Raw genomic sequence first — 20,618 nt, 5'->3', positions numbered from 1 at the left:
GGGTTCAGATTGTCCCTTATAGACCTGAAATCAACTGTAAGTCTTGTGGTGCGGGCATCTTGCCCGCCAGCCTGATATAATAGTTGCAAAAATCAACATCAATATAATGAGGATCATTAGGGCTATATCATGATTAAATATTTACCAAATCTCGCTTTCTAACTGTGCGATCGCTACTGGCATTTTTAATAGTTTCAAAATATATACTACAAGCATTGTCTAGAATATTTTACGTATTTACTATATTTACACAGTTTGGTTTCTTAATTGTGACTAACTTCACTAATTAAAGATTTCAATTTTGCTTCCACTGTTGGCGGTTTTGAGGTAAAAGAAATATAAAAATTTCCTTGACTAGTAGGCTTTGTTAACACCTTAGCATAGACATCTTCATCAGCTAATTCATGCAGAGGAAAACTTAATAAGTTAAGTTTGATATTGGTTAACTCGGCAGGTAATTCTTCTGGTGAAATATTTTCTACACACACTTCTGCTTCCTGACAAGAGAGTTTAATGAAACTGCCTTTAAATAAAGTGTCACATATATCTTTGCCATCGAGAACCGCATATTGAATGGAAATAGGTTGTGGTAGAGTCTTTAATTCTTCTTTTTTGCTTGGTAAAACAAGATTATATGGATCACTAATCCCACCAATTTGATAAATTGTAATTGGTTCCTTTACTCCTTGGGGTTTGACTTGTTTTTGTCCAATCACCATAGCGATTGAACCCACTTCCTTTAAGGTAGATTCGGAAATTAAAATTTGTCCACCAATTGTATAACCTTCAATGCGATAGGTAAGATTAACTTGGTTGCCAACAATGCCGTATTTGGTGCGTTTTTCTGAGCCAATATTACCAACTACTACAACACCTGTATTAATACCAATACCCATTGCTAGTGGTAGTAAACCCCATTCCTGCATTTTTGTATTCACTTTCTCCATAGCTAATTGCATAGCCACTGCACAAGCCACGGCTCTTTCTGCGTCATCTTTTCTTTGGGTGGGAGCGCCAAACAAAACTAAAATCCCATCACCCATAAACTCATCAATGGTTCCTTGATACTGGGTGATTACATCTGCCATACATTCCAGATAAAAGTTGAGGATTTTCACTACTTCTTCTGGTTGTAATCGCTCTGATGTGGCTGTAAAGCCTCTTAAATCAGAGGTGAGAATGGTGATTTTGCGACGTTCACCACCTAGTTTTAATCCTTCTGGACTTTCTAATAAGTTAGCGACGACTGCTTCATTGAGATAACGTCCAAATATTTTGCGAATGTCAGCAACTGAACGAGCTACAAAAGCTGTAATACCAATGGCAGAGCTAATGAGAGCTATTAAGGCTGGGACGATGGGTAACCACCAACCCCAAATAAAGGCAATATAGCCACTTCCTAACAGAATTCCCAGAGTGATAATACTGCAAACAAATCTTTCCAAGGCAAAGATTGAGTGATACCGTAATTGCCAAGTGAGGGTAGCACCAACGAAACTCCAGAAAAAGATCCACAGCCATTCTTCTGGTTCAGTCCGACTTTTAAATAAAGAGCGGTTGTCTAAAGCTGCGCTGATAATTTGGCTGGTGAGATTGGCGTGAATTTCTACCCCTGTCATGGGTTCTGGCAGACTGAGGAGGGTGCTGCTGTAGGGAGTAAAGAAAAAGTCTTTTGAACTTTCAGCTACATTCCCAATTAAAATAACGCGATCGCGTCCCCAATTTTTTGGTACTTTATCTAGGAGAACATCGGTCATGGAAATGCTCTCAAAGTAGCGACTGCCCCCTCGATAGTTGATTAGTATTTGGTAACCTTTGGCATCTGCTCTCACATACCCGCCATCATAAGCCTCAAAGGGACGAAATTGGGCTTTCCCTATTTGCCAATCCTTATTAGGGAAAATTCCTTCTTTTTCTAGATAATGGAGAGCTAAATGGAGACTGAAGCTAAATACTGTTTTCCCGTTGTTATCTGTGAGGTAAAAGAAACTGCGTCGAACTTTGTTATCGGCATCAATGACGAGATCATTTGCTCCTACTTGATCTCGTTCCTTGAGTATAGGTGGTGGAGCCACGATATCACGATCGCTTTTACCAACTACTTTTTGAATCCCCACTAAATTAGGGGTAGAGGTAAATACTTTCGCTAAGTCTTCATAACCGTGGTCTACAGGTAAATCTCGATAAATATCTAAACCAATAGCTCGCGGCTGTTGGGCTTTGAGTTTATTGAGTAGTTTGGCTAAAGTTGCATCAGAAATGGCGGAACGCTGGAGATGATGAATATCTCTGTCGTCAATACTCACAATGACAACGCGATCGTCTTTTGGTTCCTGGGGTCGCCAACGCATGTATAAATCGAAAACTCCCCATTCCCAGGACTGTAATAGACCGAATAAGCGGAGCAGGATAATCAAACCTGTCACTGTGGGAGTAGTGATCCAGACACCGCGCCATTGCCAAACTAAATTTTTGACCTTTGTCCACATTGTCAGATGCGTCAAAATCAAGGTTTAGGTATACAGCAGTCAAAAATTGGCTCTTTTGCGATCGCTTTTAAGTCCACTGATTCTAACAACTCTTCCCATTCAGCAGGTTGTTGAGTACGAATTTGTGCTACCCGGTCTAAAGTGTCATACCAAATTTTATACTGAGCGTAAATTTTGGCTTGCTTGAGAGGAGCAGAACGATCCAAATAATTGTCTAAAGAAGAACTGAGTGTAGTCCGTTGAATAGAACCAGAAACGAACTGATTTTGACTCCAATCATCAGTATCACACAACATCGTGAAATACCATTGATAGTTTTTGCCGATTTTCAGAGAAGTAGTATTGGGAAGACTAAATCTGACAATGCTAGCAATATCCGGTAACTTCACATTTGCTTTGTGAATTTCTTCTCCCTGGTCATCAATCAGCACAAATTCTCCCATTTTCGCTGTAGTTTTGGGGACGTACCAATAAAATGTGGGATGTTCAGAAATAGTTTGCCCCGCATTTTCCTTAGTTGGCATTACAGCAGTTAAAGAAGGCTTTCCTTCCTCCAGACTCAAACAAGAAGGACTCCTCGTTCCTCCTCCAATAGTGCGTTGCGGAGCACCTCTATCATCAACTACTGGAAATTTTAAACTGATTTCCATGGGTGAAGATTGGGCTAGCAACTCTGACGGCAAACCAGCAACAATTACTAAAACAGGAGCAACTGTAACAGCTATTTTCTGGATAGGATGTATATATTTTTGTAAATTCATCATACTAATACTGAGGCTTATCGTTTGATTAAAACCTGCATATCACTAATTATATTGGTATTATTTTTCATTTGCCTATGCTTTTCGCATAGCCAACATAGTAATATCATCGTATTGTGGCGCATCGCTAATAAAAGCGAATAATTGAGTTTTAATTGACTCCAGCAACGCAGTAGCTGAAGGTGCGGATTGGTCTAGTAAGGCTTTCAACCGATGAGCAGTAAATAATTTACCATCAGGATTTTTGCCTTCTGTGACACCATCTGTATAACCAAATAATATATCCCCTGATTCCAGCTTCACCTGCTGAATTTTAAATTTCATGCCTGATATCATGCCTACAGCGGGGCCGGTTGATTTCAGGATGTTCTTTATCCCTGATTCATTCACAATATACACTGGTTCATGACCACCATTAATATAAGTAAGTAAGCCTGTTTCCGGTTCTAACACACCAAAAAAGATAGTAGCGAACATATTCAACTGCCAATGATTGAGGGCTACATATTCATTGGTACGAGAAACAGCTTGCAAAGCACGCACATGGGCTAGGTTAGTATGAACAGATTCACCAATCCAACCACCAACAGGTTCATTAACTTCTAAAAGATTTAATTCTGTATCTTGTATTTGACTTTCTGTAGAAAATATCCGTAACAAACTCCTAATCAAGGGCATAAACAGTGCCGCACACACACCTTTGTCGCACACATCAGCAATCACCAGTCCGATATGATGATTAGGTAATTCAAAATTATCGTAAAAATCCCCAGCTACCTGACGTGCAGGGTAGAAACAAGCTGCAATTTCCCAATTAGGTAATTGCACAAGTTGATAGGGGAGAAAACCGATTTGGATTTGTCGTCCTTTTTCTAACTCTGCATCTAAAGCCTTAGAATATTTTTCGAGTTTCGAGTACAGCCTAGCATTTTCTAACACTAAAGCCATTTGATCAGCAGTTAATTGCATCAAATTAGCAGTTTCTGGACTAAAATGTCTTGGCTGGGGATGCAAAAGGGTAATAATTCCTAATAACTCTTCACCCCGCAAAATCGGCACAGCCAAAGCAGAACGAACAGTATAGGGCTGATTTGGTAAAGTTAACCACCTTTGGTCATTTTCCGTATCCATAATTAGTCCCACTTGACGATGACGGATGACCCAACCCGCTAAACCTTTATCTAACACGCTGCCAATCAAATTCTGACGCTGTTCTGGTGTCACTTCAGACCGGGACAAAATGGCATCCGAGACTTTACCAGAAGGTTCTATCAAAAAGAGGCTACCTTTTTCTGAAGCTGTTTGCTCTGTAGCCACATCTAAAGTAGTTTGTAAAGCTCCTTTTAATACCTCTTCTTCTGAAGAAGACCTAGCGATGGATACTAATTTTTCTAATAGTTTACTTTGGGCTTTGAAAGCTGCTTCTTCATTTTTGAGTCTGGCTATCTGTTGGCGTAATATTTCTATTTCCTGCAACTCATCTTCATCAGATTGATTATTAAAATCCATATTCCCCCGATAGCAAATGATTCAAATTTTTAATTGAACCTGTGTTTTTGAATAGATATCTCCGACTTGGCAATACAGCCTGTAGCAGGTTCATGCAGTACAACGATGAATCTTATAAATCTTGTCTTGCAGTCATTTCCCCGCTATGGAACTGCTCTACTTTCTGGTTTAGAGATGTCTAATAGATGCGTGCAACCTTTGTCTAGTAAAACACAATTGAGTAAATTTTTGGTACGTAGGTTCTTATCTAGTCACAAAAACATTACTAAGTGATGAATTAACAGAGTATAATATTATGATGTTAAGCCAGTATATTTTTTAGCAGTAAATCCTACACACGGTTGACTATAAAAATGTTGCGATTTCTGTTTTCTACCCGTTCATACAAATACTGATCAACACATTGAATTGCCAAATATACACCTAATCCACCGATTTTTCGTTCTTCTAAGGGTCGGCTTAACTCTTCCGTGGTAACAGTGTTCATGGTATGGGGGTTATATTCAGTACCAGTATCTTCGATCACAATTGTTAAGTGATGCTCATTCATATGAGCAGATAAGCTTAATTCTCCATTTAAACCTGCTTCTTCATAACCATGAATAATAATATTAGTGGCAATTTCATCAATAGCTAACCGCAGTTGATAGGATGCTTTTTTATCTAAGCCAGCAGATAGTGATGCGGCCTTGACAAATTCGGCGATCGCACTCAAAGAGTGGAGTGTTCCCGATACTGTAAGATTTTCCATAGACAGGTGCAGTAATCATCAATAAATCCAGCAACCTTGATATCAGAGGTAATGGTAAAAAAGATGAGTCAGGAAGGTATTAATTTCTTAATTACCAACCTCAAAGCTTTCTATCTTGTTTGGGTGATACTCATCTTGTCCAATCATGGTGGGGTAATAAATGTATATTTATTGACTTAATCAACGACGACACAGCGATCGCCTAACCATCTCCCTGAGTGCTGACTCGTGAATAATTCCCTCTATTTCAGCGCTTCTAAACCTTGGGTAATGGTTTCGCTAGTGGGAAGAAATTCTAGGCATCCAGTCACAGACATGGTGTCTTTAATATCTTCTGTTAAACCCACGAGTACCAACTTACCTTTTTTAGCAGCAGTTTCCCGATACAAAGACAGCAGCATCCTCAGTCCGGCACTAGACATATAGGATACTTTATTCATATCGAGTAGGATTTTACAACCTGGTTCCACCACAGGTCGAATAGTCTCTGTAACTGATGGTGCGGTACTAGCATCTATGTCACCTGCAACCACCGCTAAGGTTACGTCTTCAATTGTCTGGATATTAATGTCCATGTTGCCGAGTTCCACTGAATTCGTAATTTTCAACTGGGGAATAAAGAAGAAAACTTATTCTCCATTGTTTCATTGATCACTATACAGGGACAATCTGTCCTTTAACTTTTACCCGGTGATTGATTTTGAGGAATGCTTGGATTATAAGTTACTTTTTATACAAATGTATACAAATGCCACATAATAATGATAAAAAGTGGACAAATATTGTCAACACCAACCTATGAAACCGAGCAAAACTTTTGTTCGATGGAGTTATTACTTAATCCTTTTATTGACTTATCCAATAGATATAACCTTTGCACAAATCATTCCTGACCAAACCCTACCCCAACCATCAGTAATAGAAACAGGATGTAATTCTAATTGTCAAATTACTGGTGGTACTCTTATTAGAGACAATTTATTTCACAGCTTCAAGGAATTTTCTATCCCCACTGGAGGGGTAGCTTATTTCAACAATAATGCAACGATTCAAAACATATTCACTAGAGTTACAGGTAAATCTATTTCCCATATTGATGGGCAAATTCGAGCTAATGGTAGTGCCAATTTGTATTTTCTTAACCCTCACGGAATAGTTTTTGGTGCCAATGCCAGCTTAAAAATAGGTGGTTCTTTTATAGCTAGCACGAGAGACAGTTGGCAATTTACTGATGGTAGTGAGTATAGTGCTACTAATCCTAAATCCCCACCATTATTACAAGTTAATGTTCCCATGGGTGTGCAATGGGGAGCAGATTCTTTAGGAGAAATTAGTAATGCCGGAAATTTAACTGTATCACCAGGACAAAGGCTAACTTTATTAGGAAATACCGTCACCAACACGGGTTCCTTGGTGGCACCAGGAGGAACAATAGAAATTATCGGCACAAATATCAATTTGTTGAAAAATAGTCGCATTGATGTGGCATCGATGGAGAAAAACCAGGAATTATCATCTCGAAATCCACATATAAATTTGCAAGCAAGTAATGATATTACAATCAAAGATTTAACTGATAATCAGTTGAATTTCATCACCAATGGGGGTCAGATTGATTTCACTGCTGATGCAGATGGTAATGGTATTGGTGGTGTGGTGATGACTAACTTGGGCGATACTATCAATACCCATGGTAGTGATATTGCTATTTCTGGGGCAAGTTTGCAGTTGGGGAATATTTATGCAGGTGTAGAGGGACAAAATCGTCATGGTGGGGCGATCGCTCTCCACGCTACCAATGGTGATATTATCACTACATCTTTGGATACTTCTGCCTTTTCCTTATTTGGTGAACCTGGCAATGGTGGCAATATATCTGTACTAAGCACAGGCAAGATAGAGACATTATTTGTGGATACTTCCTCCTATTCTGCATCTGGTTATGCTGGTGTGATCGCTCTCCATGCAGAAGGAGATATTAACATCAGTAAGTATGGCATATTTGCCTATGGCAACAGTCCAAATATCAATCAAGCTATTAATAACAATATTAATATTATTAGTAATACAGGATTAATCACCCTCGACAACGCTTATATTAGTAACATTTATACTGGTTTGACTAAAGGCAGTGATATTAATCTCACAGCCACATCTGGGTCAATTTTGATCAAAAATGGTGGTCGTATCCAGACAACCACAATTAGCAAAGGTGATGTAGGTGCTGTCAATGTCTATGCTAAAAAACAAATTGCTATTGATGGAGTAGGTGAAAATATTCTTACTAATGAATTATTCACTAGTCAAAAAATTAACAGCAAAAAACTGGATTTTCTGGAACAAGCAAATAGCAATATTGTTTATAGTGATATTTCTAGAAACCGCACAACCAGACATGAAAAAAAATTAGTCAACACAAATTTTCTCCCTAGTGGAATTTTCAGTAATATCGCAGCCCTAGCCGAAGGAAATGCTAGGGATATGCATATAACTGCCGAATCCCTCTCTCTTTCCCAAGGTGGTCAAATCCTTGCCAGTACATTTGCTAAAGGAAACACAGCAAATATTCATATTCATACCGACAATCATATTTCCTTAGATGGAACAGCTAAAAATAATTTATCTTCTGGGGTATTTACTACAGTCCAAGCAGGCGCGAAAGGCAACGGTGGTGATATTAACATCACTACTACTTCCTTATCAGTGACGAATGGTGCACAAGTCAATGCCACCACCTTTGGTAAAGGTTTAGCAGGCGATGTCCTCATTCATGCCAAAAATCAGATTACCTTAGATGGAGTAGGTATGAGTGGTAAGCCCAGTGCAGTATTCAGTATAGTAGAAACCGACGGTAGAGGTGATGGTGGGACTGTCAACATTCAAACTGGCTCACTGTCTGCTAGTAATGGGGCGCAAATAGCTGCTGCTACTCGTGGAAAAGGAGATGCAGGTAAGGTCATTATTCATGCTCAAGAACATATTTCCTTTGATGGAATTGGTAATAATCAATTTTCTACGGGAGTATTCAGTTCAGTGGAAGAAAATGGAGAAGGCCAGGGAGGTGATATTGAAATTAACAGCCGTACCCTATCAGTTAGTAATGGAGCTTTCTTAACTGCTAGTACCTTGGGAAAAGGCGATGCAGGTAAGGTCATTATTCATGCTCAAGAACATATTTCCTTCGATGGAGTTGGTACTAATGGTTTTGGCAGTGGAGCCTACAGCAATATTGAACCGGGAGGAAATGGAAAAGCCGGCGGTGTCAATATCACTACTCAGTCTTTATCGGCTACTAATGGGGCGCAAATAGCTGCTGCTACCCGTGGGAAAGGAGATGCTGGTAAGGTCATAATTCATGCCCAAGGGGATGTTTCCTTCGATGGCCTAGGTACGAATGGTGTTGCCAGTGGAGCATTTAGCTCAGTAGAACCAGGCGCAGAAGGACAGGGGGGTGATATTAATATTGTGGCTCGTTCTCTATTTATGAATAATGGTAGCCAATTGAATGCCAGCACCAGTGGAAAGGGAGATGCAGGCAGTATCACTGTTAAGACTAAAAACCTTTTTTCCGCAGAAGACAGCAGAATATTTAGTGTAGTGCAACCGGGAGCAGAGGGTAGGGGAGGAGGAATTAAGATTACTACAGGTGATTTATCTGTGAGTAGAGGAGCACAGATAGCTGCTGCTACTCGTGGCCAGGGGGATGCAGGTACAATCGTGATTCGTGCTGATAATCGTGCTGCTTTTGATGGAATAGATGATAAGGGATTGTTTAGTGGAGTGTTTAGTACAGTGGAATCAGCTGGAGAAGGTCTAGGAGGAAGTATTGATATTACCGCTGGTTCTTTATCTTTTTCTAATACAGCTACAGTCTCTGTCAGTGCGGTGAGAAATCAGGCAGGAAATATTAAAATTACGGCAGATAAACTATTTCTTAATAAAAGTAAATTATTAGCAGTAACTGGCGCAAATGAAACCACAGAAAGCGGAGAAATTAGCTTATTTGTCAAAGATTTACTCCTAATGAGAAATAACAGTGGGATTTCAGCCCAAGCTTTTAACAGTGCTAAAGGAGGAAATATTAATATTGATGCTAATAGTGGTTTTGTAGTAGCGTTGCCCTTGGAGAATAGTGATATTATTGCCAATGCCAGCAAAGGTAACGGAGGCAATATTAATATTACAACTCAAGGCATTTTTGGTTTAGCGGCTCGTCCTCAAAATACCTATAAAAGTGATATTACTGCTAGTTCTGAGTTTGGTTTAAATGGGGAAATCACTATTAATACATTAAATATTGATCCAGCCAAAGGATTAATTAATTTGCCTGTTAATTTTTTAGACAATAAAAATCAAGTTTCTCCCAGTTGTGGTACTAATTCAGGCAACCAACAAAACAGATTTATTGTGACTGGTAGGGGAGGAGTACCATCCAATCCTAATGAGTTATTCACAGGTGCAAATTCTTTAGTAGATTTAGTAGATTTAGTAGATTTATTACCGGCCCAGAAAAATCACCAGACTGTCAACATGACTAGTGCTTCTAGTCCAACCATTCCTATGATTCAAGCACAGGGTTGGGCTGTTGATGCTCAAGGTCGTGTTTATTTAGTTGCTCATACTCCTAGTGCCAATCCTACTGTTCCTCAGCCTCAATCTGCTTGTTCTAGTTTTCTTGAAAATCAATAGGATGTGCTGAATCAATGATTGGGCTTGTGCTGAACCCTTGAGTGGCGAAGTGGGCAAAAAAACTCAAGCAGAGGAGTTGCAATTTGTTACATCTATCTGAGAAAATGAAAGAAATATGAAAAATACTTAATGGACTGCCTGTGAAACTTGACTCTGCACCTTTAAAAATCGCTGAAGTATCGGCAACTGATGGTCAGTTAGCACTAAAAGAAAACAATCATGCTCAACCCCAGTCTGGATTAAGCACAGGTAGCAAAAAACAGGAGTCTGTTTGGGCAGTATTTGCCACTACCTTTATTACCATATTTTTAGCGGAAATTGGTGACAAAACTCAACTCTCAACTTTATTAATGAGCGCAGAATCCCATCAGCCTTGGGTCGTGTTCATTGGTTCAGCACTGGCCCTCATCACTACTAGTTTATTAGGTGTGCTGTTAGGTGGTTGGATAGCTAGCAAACTCAGCCCGAAAACCGTGGAAAAATCAGCTGGGATGATGTTGTTGCTGATTTCTGTGATGTTGATTTGGGATGTAATCCAAGGTTAGACAGTTATTAAATCTCTGCACAAATTTATCTGCACAAATTTGAATTATGAATTGGCATCTTTTAGGACTCAGCTTTATCACAGTGTTTTTATCTGAATTAGGTGACAAAAGCCAGTTAGCAGCGATCGCTCTTTCTGGTCGCGGTCAGTCTCAAAAGGCAGTTTTCTTTGGTACAGCCGGGGCACTGTTATTAACCAGCTTTTTAGGTGCATTAGCTGGAGGTGCAGTGGCAGAAATATTACCAACCAGGTTATTAAAAGCGATCGCTGCTTTAGGGTTTGCTGTCCTGGCTATTCGCCTACTTTTGCCCAGCAGTGAAGCAGAATCAGAATCATAGTTGTTAAACTTCCCGCCAGCACCAACTCAACAGCGTGCCACCTGCCACTAATTTCAAAGTTTCCAGCAGAAAATAACCACTATGAAGTAAATTCATGCTGGTGGGAACAGGATTTGCTGCTGTAAATAAATTGAAATGACTGCCCAAAGCACACATTTGCGGTGTGAGAAAGTAAGTATCTAGGAAAGTTACTGTTAAAAGCAATCCAGATAACAAGATACAGCTAACACGCCAGTGGGACTGCAATTTACTCACAGCCAAAACGCCAGTAAAGATAGTCGCTGCTGCTAATATTTCTAAGCGATTAAAGTTCCAGAAAATTGAATAGCCAGCGGTGGCAAAACTCGCCTCATTCATCATGCCTGCAAAATAAAGAATAGGCATGATTACCCAATCTAAAAGCAAACTTGCACTTAGCCACAAGCCCAAGGTCAAGGCAATAGCTGTTTGCCAACCTGGCCGATGAAATTCCAGTTTAGAAATAGTATTCATAAAGCATAATTGCCAGTGTTATATTCTTTTAGTTTCTAACCTCAAGAATTGATTTGACAATAAATATCAACTATCCTTTACAAAATAGATATATTAGATACAAAATCTTGAAAATTCTTTTTACTTTGCCCTGGCTTGCTAAATCCTACCAATTTCTCCTAACCTGTTTTTCTCTTAGTGCTATCTTTACCTACCAAGCTGCATCAGCAACTATCACTGTACCTGTACGCAGCAAAAAGGCTATGGTAGTTTCTGCACACCCTTTGGCAACGGCAGCAGGACTATCAATATTAAAAAAAGGTGGAAATGCGGTTGATGCAGCAGTGGCTACAACTTTTGCTATTTCGGTAGTGGAACCTTTTTCGGCGGGTATTGGTGGTGGTGGTTTTTTACTTTTACATTCTGGCAAAACAGGGTCAATTCAAGCTTTAGATTTTCGGGAACGGGCACCCCTGACAGCTACTAAAAATATGTATTTGGATAGAGAGGGGAAAGTGCGTCCTAATGCTAGCACTACTGGATATTTAGCAGTAGCCACACCGGGAACTGTGGCAGGTATGTATGAAGTGCATCGGCGTTATGGCAAGTTACCTTGGCCAGATGTAGTTAAACCTGCGATCGCACTAGCAAAAGACGGTTTTATAATTAGTAATAAAAGTTCTTGGCGTTCTCTTTCTGCCTTTTCCATTCGTAAACAGGCTATTCTCAACAACTTAGCCGCCAAACAAATCTTCACCCGCAACGGCGAATTTTATCAACCAGGAGAAAGGTTAATACAAGGTGATTTAGCTAAAACTTTAACCAGTATTGCTGAAAATCCCCAAAGTTTTTACACAGGTAACATCGCCCAAACTATCGCCGCAGATATGGCGAAAAACGGCGGTTTAATCACTCTTGCAGATTTAAAGGCATATAAACCCATTTGGCGCACCCCTGTATGTGGTCAATTTCGCCAAGCTAGGGTTTGTTCTATGCCACCCCCATCATCTGGTGGTGTCCACCTATTGCAGATTTTAAATATGATTGGTGACACAGATTTACAAGCGTGGGGATGGCATCACCCGAAGGCTTTACATTTGTTAACAGAGTCCATGAAACGGGCCTATCGCGATCGCGCTGAATATTTAGGCGATCCTGATTTTGTCAAAGTTCCCGTTTCACAACTGATTAGTCCGGCTTATGGTCAAAAGCGCCGCCAGGAAATTAATATGGATGTGGCTACACCTTCGACAGATATTAAACCAGGACTAGATACAAGGCAAAATTCCCTCATCAAAAGTCGTAAATTTTCTCGTCTTCCTCAAGAGTCAACAGAAACTAGTCATCTGAATGTTATAGATGCAGATAAAAATGCCGTCAGTTTAACTTTCACCATTAATTTAGGTTTTGGTGCAGCCATTGTCACACCAGGAACAGGAATAGTTTTGAACAACGAAATGGATGACTTTGCTATTGCACCGGGAGTACCTAACGCTTTCGGTTTAGTTGGCAATGATGCCAATGCCATAGCACCAGGCAAAACTCCTCTATCTAGCATGACTCCTACTATTGTCACCGAAAGCGATCGCCTGCGAATGGTAGTAGGGGCCCCTGGTGGTAGCACCATCATTACTCAAGTATTGCAAGTGATTTTGAATATTCTCACATACAACATGGATGTGGGCGCAGCAATATCCGTCCCACGCATACATCACCAGTGGCTTCCTGATGAACTGCGTGTAGAACCTTGGGGTTTAGATGCCCTAACGCTGCAAGACCTAAGCCGTCGGGGACATAAAATTAAAGAAGTTATGCCTTGGGGGAATGGAAATGCGATCGTTGTTCAAAAAAATGGTAATCTAGAAGCAGCAGCCGATCCTCGCGGAGAAGGAACTGCTCAAGGCTATTGATTATGTACAGTCGATTCTGCATAAACAGGATTGGCAAATTCACTAGCTCTGGCACTAGGAACTAAAGTCCAACCAACCTTTAACAGTTTTTGATAGGTTGCCCAACCTTTAGAACCCCCAGGAATCCTGTAATCTGGCACTGAAAACTGAGGAAAAGCTGTGTAAGGTCGCCAAGGTTGACCAGGTGCAGCTTGCAAGTACAATATTTTTTCATCATCGCCATTAGACTTAGACAACCAGCACATTTGTCGTTGCATGGCAAACTCCTTTGCATTAGCGTATGTTGCATAATGACCGACTACGGTGAAGCAATACCTCACCCTTGCGGTGTACTTTATGGCTTCATATCCAATATAAAGCCCTTAAATCATTATTCTTTGCAGGGAAATTACTGAAATCTGCCTACTCCTTTGGGTGGCTAATCTGCCAATGGGGAAATAAACATGTACAAAAAATGTTCCTTTGATTATATACATCTCCTGTAAGGAGAAGATTTTTTTAATGTTATCTACGGTTTTGGGAAATGTATGTAACAAGTAATACTATTTTTAGAGAAATATGGAAAATTGATTAATTTATCAGGACTTACGCAACTGTCACAAGCGACGGTGGCCAGTGCCAAACAACTAGACAATAAGCATGGGAACATCCAGCTGTTTTAGTTGCTGAACTAAATAATTTGACAGTAAGGAGTGCTTAATTTGATAAATTGTTTGACCAGTTTTATACACTATATCTTTGAGTCGAAGCCAGAGTAATAGGGACAGAAGTTATACCAATTTTAGACAAGAATCAAACAGATGAGTAGGCTAGGTGGTAGCTTGCTTCCCGCAGATTACGAAGTGATACCTAACCCAGAAAAACTATAAAAAAAGAGAGATAGAAATCACTACCTCTCCTTGGGGGATAAATAACTTAAATTAAACCAACTCAGGTTTTAGTATCTGTTGGGTTTGTGAACGATGAAGCTGAGGATTTGGCATTGCTTAATGTTGTCAAAACCTACAACACGGATGTAGTGGGTAGGATATTGAGAACGGCAAGCTTGAACTTCACCCAATACTTCACGAGTGGTTTTTGCATTGAACAAAGGTAACTTCCACATTGTCCAGAAGAACTCAGTAGGTTCGGAAGTTTCGTTGAATTCAATCGCAGGAATATAACCTTGGTTCAGAATGTACTGAACTTGCTTTTCGATTTGTGCGTCAGACAGGGGGGGTAAATAAGAAAGGGTTTCGTAACGACGCTCTTTTGGTAAGGTCTGCATAGCTAAATGATGAGTGGCTATTGTTTACTACTTAATTAAGGCGCTAACCGGATATGTTATCCGAGTTAGAATCTGTTTCTGGGGTGGGTTCAAATAAACTCAATTGCGTAATGCGTTCAAGATGCTGCCGACGTTGTTCCATATTGGCTTGTTGAATACCCGCGCGCACCATTTCTGGTAAGAAATCTGTCACTTCTTCAGCGATATGCTCTCTTACAGTCATAATCCGCAGGGCTAAATCTGGCTTCTCTCGAAACAGTTCTTCGATGTATCTTTCTCCATCCTGAACTTTTCCCGCAGAAAAGTTATGTAACCAGATTGCCAATGGTGGATTTGTTTCATCTAGCTGTGCCAAAACAGTCCTCAGCGCCTGATAAGTCAGATAACTTTGGAGAGTTTTGGCCGCGTCTTTCGCAATTTGCTTGAGATTCATGCTTGACCCGTCCCCTCTATAGGATGAAGAATGCAGTTTAAAGGATGAGGTTATTATCATTAACCTTCATCCTTGCACCTTCAGCCTGGATCAGACGGTATCAACTGTCTCAAACTCGAACTTGATTTCTTTCCACAGTTCGCAAGCAGCAGCCAATTCAGGAGACCACTTAGCAGCTTCGCGGATGATGTCGTTACCTTCACGAGCCAAGTTGCGACCTTCGTTACGAGCTTGGATACAAGCTTCCAGAGCCACACGGTTAGCGGTAGCACCAGGAGCGTTACCCCAGGGGTGACCCAATGTACCACCACCGAACTGTAGTACGGAGTCATCACCGAAGATTTCTACTAGTGCGGGCATGTGCCATACGTGGATACCACCGGAAGCAACAGCCATTACACCAGGCATGGAAGCCCAATCTTGGGTGAAGTAGATACCGCGAGACTTGTCTTGTTCAACGTAGTTTTCACGCAACAAATCAACGAAGCCCATGGTGATAGCGCGATCGCCTTCCAGTTTACCAACAACGGTACCGGTGTGGATGTGGTCACCACCAGACATCCGCAGAGCTTTAGCCAATACACGGAAGTGGATACCGTGGTTTCTTTGACGGTCGATTACAGCGTGCATCGCACGGTGGATGTGCAACAGAATACCGTTATCACGACACCAACGAGCCAATGTGGTGTTAGCGGTGAAACCTGCGGTTAGGTAGTCATGCATGATGATGGGCATTCCGAGTTCTTTAGCGTACTCAGCCCGTTTCAGCATTTCTTCACAGGTAGGCGCAGTTACGTTCAAGTAGTGACCCTTGATTTCACCGGTTTCTGCTTGAGACTTGTGGATAGCATCAGCTACGAACAAGAAACGGTCTCTCCAACGTTGGAAAGGAGCAGAGTTGATGTTTTCGTCGTCTTTGGTGAAGTCCAAACCACCGCGCAAACATTCGTAAACAGCGCGACCGTAGTTCTTAGCAGACAGACCCAATTTAGGCTTAATTGTACAACCCAACAGAGGACGACCATATTTGTTCAATTTGTCGCGCTCTACTTGGATACCGTGAGGAGGCCCTTGGAAGGTCTTCAAATAAGCTACGGGAATCCGCAAGTCTTCTAGACGCAGTGCTTTCAGAGCTTTGAAACCAAATACGTTACCTACAATGGAGGTAAACATGTTGGTTACAGAACCTTCTTCAAACAGATCCAGAGGATAAGCAATGTAAGCAATAAATTGATTATCTTCACCAGGAACTGGTTCGATGTCGTAGCAACGACCTTTGTAGCGATCAAGGTCAGTTAACAAGTCTGTCCATACAGTTGTCCAAGTACCTGTGGAAGACTCAGCGGCTACCGCAGCACCTGCTTCTTCAAAGGGAACTCCAGGCTGGGGTGTAACACGGAATGCAGCGAGAATATCTGTATCTTTAGGAGTGTAATCGGGTGTGTAATAAGTTAGTCTGTAATCTTTAACCCCGGCTTCATACCCAGCTTTAGACTGAGTCTTCGTTTGCGCGTAAGACATATTTTCCTTCCAAGAAGTCACTCTTTTTACTATCAAATCACGTTATGTGCTAATTACTCTCACCCTTTTTTTTCTTCCTTTCTCATAGCTGATATAAGGAAAACTTATATTTTGGGGCGAACTTTAGGACAGGATCTGTGTTGATGCAAAAAACCACTTTATACGCAGTAAAATACAATACCTTTTACATTTACTTATAGGTACTCAATTTTGGACGCAGTAGTTTTTCATTCTGATCACTAAATACTAAAGTTTTTTTATCTGTCCTAATTACCTGACTAAACTGACTCAACACCATAGGAACTTCTGCCGTTTTTATTATGTCTGGGCAGTTATTCTGGAAAATTGGGTAGTTTTGAAGGGGAGTTGGCTTAATTGCTGATTCTCCTATTTTTTCTGATACCTTTCCTTTGCCAAGGAACGATACACATAATACTTGCAGTTTAGTAACAGGTGGGACAAGGATAAAAAGGTTGCACACCACGAAATTTGTAACTTGTCTCACAATATATCAAGATTTCAATAAGTTATTCTTTGAAACTTTTTAACTTATTCATTTAAATTTCTTATTAAAGAAAGTTTTCAATATTTTATTAAGAATGCTTTACAAAGGACGGCCTTTAGTTGTAAGTGCGGAAGTTCAGGAGTGAATTTGACGCTGTACCATCAGCAGTGAGCAGATTAAAAAATTTTTAGCTCAAAAAGTTTAAAAAATGCTAATAAAGGGAACACTGGTAATGAATTTTCAGCCAGTTTAGGCAATAGTTATCTAGTTATAGTCATTACTCTGTAAAGGAAGTACGATTGTGGCCTTGTCTTTCAGGTGTGCTAATTTATTCATGACATCAGCTGTGCTGGGGTTAATAGCGTTACCGAGCATCATCTTTCCAGCAACTGCACAAAATCAAACTGTTAACACCAACCCTTATCGTTCTCTCAATTCCCAACCTGCCTATCCTGCCGTACCTCCACCACCACGGATAGATAGACTACCCAATGAGCGGGATGTGGAAGAACGCTCTCTAGAAACAGATTATCGGATTAGTCATCTATTGGGAGATGTTACAGGTAATCTTTGGGTGGGGTCTTGGCGAGGTTTATCGCGGATTAACCCAAATACAGGCAGAATTATTTCTCGGATCAGTTTGCCTAACATTACCATTGACGCATTAGCCCAAGATAAAGTCGGTAGGCTGTGGGTGGGAAACTATGAAGGTTTGACCAGAGTTGATCCACTTACTAACCAAATTACTGCTCAAAATTTATTGTTGCCTTCCAAGCGAGTTTTATCACTGTTAGTAGATAAGCGTGGTTATTTATGGACAGGTACTGATAGCGGCTTAGTTTTGATTAGTCCCGACCAAGGTTTAATCATGACTACTTTGAGAAATCTGCCTGGTGTCAGTGCCAATGCCATGACTTTAGATGCAGATGGTCAACTTTGGGTAGGTACGTTGGATGGATTAATACGGGTAAATACCGCTAGTGCTTTAATCATGAAGCGCATTGATAATTTACCAGGGGCAACAGTGCAAGCTTTAGCTATTAGTCCAGAAGGATTAATTTGGGCGGGAATGCCAAACCAATTGTTAGTAGTTAATCCTAAAAATGGTATAGTGTTGCGGTCTGTTACTCCTCTGCGCGGCAGAAGTGTAACATCGATCAAATTTGCTAAAGATGGTAGTGTCTGGGTAGGAACTACTAATGGTTTATTAAGATTAAATCCCCATACAGGATCTGTGTTGGATATGGTGACTGGACTACCTTCTAGCCAGGTAGTGACTCTAGCCGCAGATATGGGTAATAAATTGTGGGTAGGAACTAGCGAAGGTTTAGCTTGGGTCATGCCTAATATGAGGAAAGCAGAACCTCACCTGGCTTTTGGTCGGGCAGTGAAGTAGGGATTGGTGATTGGTAATTGGTAATTGGTAGTTAATGATGGTCATATGTTTTATTATTTCTTAACCCTATTGCCTCTTACCCATTACCTCATCCAAAATCTAAAATCCAGAATTTAAAATCACTTATGGCAGTTACCAACCAGCAATTAATTCAATGGAAACAGCAGGGACGTGCTATTGTGGCCTTGACTGCCTGGGATTATGCGATCGCTCAGTTGTTAGATGCAGCTGGTGTAGACTTAATCTTAGTAGGTGATTCTATGGCGGCAGTTCTCGGCTATGAAACAACACTGCCAATTAGCTTAGAGGAAATGATTTATCATGCTAAAGCTGTACGTCGCGGGGTAAAACGGGCTTTAGTAGTAGTTGATTTACCGTTTTTGACTTATCAAGAAAGTATTTCCCAGGCCATGCACTCGGCGGGGAGAGTGTTGAAAGAAACAGGAGCGCAAGCAGTAAAATTAGAGGGTGGATATCCAGCAATGGTGGAAACTGTAGGACGGCTGGTACAGGCAGGTATTCCCGTGATGGGTCATGTGGGTTTGACACCCCAATCTGTTCATCAACTAGGTTTACGACAACAAGGCAAAACCCAGGAAGCAAGCGAGAGAATCTTACAAGAAGCGATCGCCCTAGAACAAGCAGGAGCCTTTGCGGTAGTATTAGAACATATTCCCAGTCAGTTAGCATTAGAAATTACACAAAAATTACGAATTCCTACTATTGGTATTGGTGCTGGGGGAGACTGTGATGGTCAAGTTCTAGTTACTTCTGATGTGTTAGGACTAGCAGAAAGACATCCTCCATTTGCCAAAGTTTATACAAATCTGCGAGAACAAATTACTACAGCCGTAGCAACTTACGTTTCAGAAGTGAAGGAAAGAAAATTTCCCTAATTGGGTAATTAATTAGTGCCCCAAATCCCACATACTATTTACTACGGAGACAAAACATGGTTCTGCAAACTCCCCCCATTCCCAAAAAACCCACTATCACTTGGGAAGCACTTCCCGCAGACTATATTTTACCTGACGACCCCGTGGAAAATATCCAGCAACCAACCCTAGCTGCGGCACTAACAGATGCTTTAGGTAATGCAGGACGCATTCAACCTCAAATGCTCATTGGTTCCAACTTTGGACTAGTAGCCACGGTTAACAAAAAAATTATCGTTAAAGCCCCTGACTGGTTCTATGTACCACAAGTACAACCTGTAGCAGCAGATATTATTCGTCGCAGCTATACCCCCAACTTAGAAGGTGAACAAGTAGCGGTAGTGATGGAATTTCTCTCTGATACAGATGGTGGAGAATTATCTGTGCGCTCAACTCCACCCTACGGTAAACTTTACTTCTACGAACAGATTCTCAAAGTTCCCGCTTACGTTACCTATGATCTTTACGAACCGAGTTTAGAAGTGCGGTACTTAGAAAATGGCAAATATACCTTACAATTAGCAGATGCCAACGGCAGGATATGGATTCCTGAGATAGAGTTATTTCTCGGCATTTGGCAAGGTGAAAGATTATGCCAAACCACAAATTGGCTACGGTGGTGGGATAAAGAAGGAAATTTACTTCTTTGGAGTCAAGAACAAGCAGAACAGGAACGCCAACGGGCCGAACAAGAACATCAACGGGCCGAACAAGAACGCCAACGGGCTGATTTATTAGCCCAACAGTTAAGAGAACTAGGTATTGACCCTAACTCAGTCAGTTAAAATTTATCCTCAAAGCCTAAAACTCATGCCCAGCCCTAACCATACTCCTGTTCGCGTAGCGTGCCGTAGGCATACTTCTGAACTCCTGAACTTCTGTAACTCCTGTTCGCGCAGCGTGCCGTAGGCATACTTCTGTAACTCCTGAACTCCTGTTCGCGTAGCGTGCCATAGGCATACTTCTGAACTCCCAAATTTCTATGTCACAATCTTTGATATTCTAGGATTCTGTGGTATTTCAAATCTACCGACACTCGGTGTTCATCAACCGATGTTGTCTGGTCAAACATACAGACTCTTAACATCAGTCAGGAGTT

The 20,618-nt window shown here is 40.9% G+C and carries 17 protein-coding genes and 1 pseudogene; 7 read left to right on the top strand and 11 right to left on the bottom strand.

The features are described from left to right. Nucleotides 1-263: 263 nt before the first annotated feature. From H6G73_RS07590 to H6G73_RS07570, 5 genes are all read right to left on the bottom strand, one after another. Nucleotides 264-2,489, bottom strand: coding sequence for a CHASE2 domain-containing protein (locus H6G73_RS07590; protein WP_190602938.1), 2,226 nt, complete (start codon nucleotides 2,487-2,489; stop codon nucleotides 264-266). Nucleotides 2,490-2,506: 17 nt separating this feature from the next. Continuing rightward, nucleotides 2,507-3,253, bottom strand: a complete 747-nt coding sequence (locus H6G73_RS07585; RefSeq protein WP_242034141.1) for a DUF928 domain-containing protein — start codon at nucleotides 3,251-3,253, stop codon at nucleotides 2,507-2,509. A 72-nt stretch (nucleotides 3,254-3,325) separates the two neighbouring features. Beyond that, nucleotides 3,326-4,759 (bottom strand): PP2C family protein-serine/threonine phosphatase, encoded by a 1,434-nt coding sequence (locus tag H6G73_RS07580; protein WP_190602857.1) that lies wholly within the window; start codon nucleotides 4,757-4,759, stop codon nucleotides 3,326-3,328. A 331-nt stretch (nucleotides 4,760-5,090) separates the two neighbouring features. Then, nucleotides 5,091-5,510 (bottom strand): ATP-binding protein, encoded by a 420-nt coding sequence (locus H6G73_RS07575; protein ID WP_190602855.1) that lies wholly within the window; start codon nucleotides 5,508-5,510, stop codon nucleotides 5,091-5,093. A gap of 242 nt (nucleotides 5,511-5,752) precedes the next feature. Then, nucleotides 5,753-6,085: an STAS domain-containing protein gene (locus H6G73_RS07570; RefSeq protein ID WP_190602853.1), complete on the bottom strand. Its 333-nt coding sequence runs from the start codon at nucleotides 6,083-6,085 to the stop codon at nucleotides 5,753-5,755. 223 nt (nucleotides 6,086-6,308) lie between these two features. On the opposite strand from H6G73_RS07570, the gene H6G73_RS07565 reads away from it, so the two are divergent. The 3 genes from H6G73_RS07565 to H6G73_RS07555 all read left to right on the top strand — a co-directional run bounded on the left by H6G73_RS07565 (nucleotide 6,309) and on the right by H6G73_RS07555 (nucleotide 11,081). Beyond that, on the top strand, nucleotides 6,309-10,199 hold the full coding sequence (locus tag H6G73_RS07565) for a two-partner secretion domain-containing protein (protein ID WP_190602851.1): 3,891 nt from the start codon (nucleotides 6,309-6,311) through the stop codon (nucleotides 10,197-10,199). A gap of 140 nt (nucleotides 10,200-10,339) precedes the next feature. Beyond that, nucleotides 10,340-10,744 carry a TMEM165/GDT1 family protein gene (locus H6G73_RS07560; RefSeq protein WP_190602848.1) on the top strand — a complete coding sequence of 135 codons (405 nt, stop codon included), beginning with the start codon at nucleotides 10,340-10,342 and terminating at the stop codon, nucleotides 10,742-10,744. 46 nt (nucleotides 10,745-10,790) lie between these two features. After that, nucleotides 10,791-11,081, top strand: coding sequence for a TMEM165/GDT1 family protein (locus H6G73_RS07555; RefSeq protein ID WP_190602846.1), 291 nt, complete (start codon nucleotides 10,791-10,793; stop codon nucleotides 11,079-11,081). A gap of 3 nt (nucleotides 11,082-11,084) precedes the next feature. Here H6G73_RS07555 and H6G73_RS07550 read toward each other — a convergent pair whose 3' ends face one another. Next, complete coding sequence (locus H6G73_RS07550; RefSeq protein ID WP_190602844.1) at nucleotides 11,085-11,573, bottom strand: DUF4149 domain-containing protein; 489 nt, start codon at nucleotides 11,571-11,573, stop codon at nucleotides 11,085-11,087. Between the two features lie 242 nt (nucleotides 11,574-11,815). Between H6G73_RS07550 and ggt the strand changes: the two genes are divergently transcribed. Beyond that, the gene (ggt, locus tag H6G73_RS07545) at nucleotides 11,816-13,462 is read left to right on the top strand and encodes a gamma-glutamyltransferase (protein WP_242034140.1); all 1,647 of its coding nucleotides are present in this window, start codon (nucleotides 11,816-11,818) and stop codon (nucleotides 13,460-13,462) included. Here the strand turns inward: ggt and H6G73_RS07540 are convergent. From H6G73_RS07540 to H6G73_RS07525, 5 genes and pseudogenes are all read right to left on the bottom strand, one after another. Then, complete coding sequence (locus H6G73_RS07540) at nucleotides 13,456-13,719, bottom strand: hypothetical protein (RefSeq protein ID WP_190602842.1); 264 nt, start codon at nucleotides 13,717-13,719, stop codon at nucleotides 13,456-13,458. The genes ggt and H6G73_RS07540 overlap by 7 nt on opposite strands. 369 nt (nucleotides 13,720-14,088) lie before the next feature. Then, nucleotides 14,089-14,226: pseudogene (locus tag H6G73_RS25205) on the bottom strand (IS701 family transposase); the annotation flags it as partial. A 173-nt stretch (nucleotides 14,227-14,399) separates the two neighbouring features. Beyond that, the gene (locus tag H6G73_RS07535; RefSeq protein ID WP_190602839.1) at nucleotides 14,400-14,729 is read right to left on the bottom strand and encodes a ribulose bisphosphate carboxylase small subunit; all 330 of its coding nucleotides are present in this window, start codon (nucleotides 14,727-14,729) and stop codon (nucleotides 14,400-14,402) included. Nucleotides 14,730-14,772: 43 nt separating this feature from the next. Then, nucleotides 14,773-15,162 (bottom strand): RuBisCO chaperone RbcX, encoded by a 390-nt coding sequence (gene rcbX / locus H6G73_RS07530; RefSeq protein WP_190602837.1) that lies wholly within the window; start codon nucleotides 15,160-15,162, stop codon nucleotides 14,773-14,775. Nucleotides 15,163-15,252: 90 nt separating this feature from the next. Then, nucleotides 15,253-16,683: a form I ribulose bisphosphate carboxylase large subunit gene (locus H6G73_RS07525; RefSeq protein ID WP_190602836.1), complete on the bottom strand. Its 1,431-nt coding sequence runs from the start codon at nucleotides 16,681-16,683 to the stop codon at nucleotides 15,253-15,255. A gap of 839 nt (nucleotides 16,684-17,522) precedes the next feature. Between H6G73_RS07525 and H6G73_RS07520 the strand changes: the two genes are divergently transcribed. From H6G73_RS07520 to H6G73_RS07510, 3 genes are all read left to right on the top strand, one after another. Continuing rightward, complete coding sequence (locus H6G73_RS07520) at nucleotides 17,523-18,584, top strand: ligand-binding sensor domain-containing protein (protein ID WP_190602834.1); 1,062 nt, start codon at nucleotides 17,523-17,525, stop codon at nucleotides 18,582-18,584. Nucleotides 18,585-18,709: 125 nt separating this feature from the next. Continuing rightward, nucleotides 18,710-19,480, top strand: a complete 771-nt coding sequence (panB, locus tag H6G73_RS07515) for a 3-methyl-2-oxobutanoate hydroxymethyltransferase (RefSeq protein ID WP_190602832.1) — start codon at nucleotides 18,710-18,712, stop codon at nucleotides 19,478-19,480. Between the two features lie 56 nt (nucleotides 19,481-19,536). Then, entirely contained in the window at nucleotides 19,537-20,304 is a 768-nt protein-coding gene (locus H6G73_RS07510) for a Uma2 family endonuclease (protein WP_190602830.1), read from the top strand. Nucleotides 20,305-20,618: the final 314 nt, after the last annotated feature.

It is taken from the genome of Richelia sinica FACHB-800 (genome assembly GCF_014698825.1).
Classification (GTDB): Bacteria; Cyanobacteriota; Cyanobacteriia; order Cyanobacteriales; family Nostocaceae; genus FACHB-800.
The sequence above is the reverse complement of the archived record's forward strand: the minus strand, read 5'-3'. Positions and strand labels throughout refer to the sequence as shown.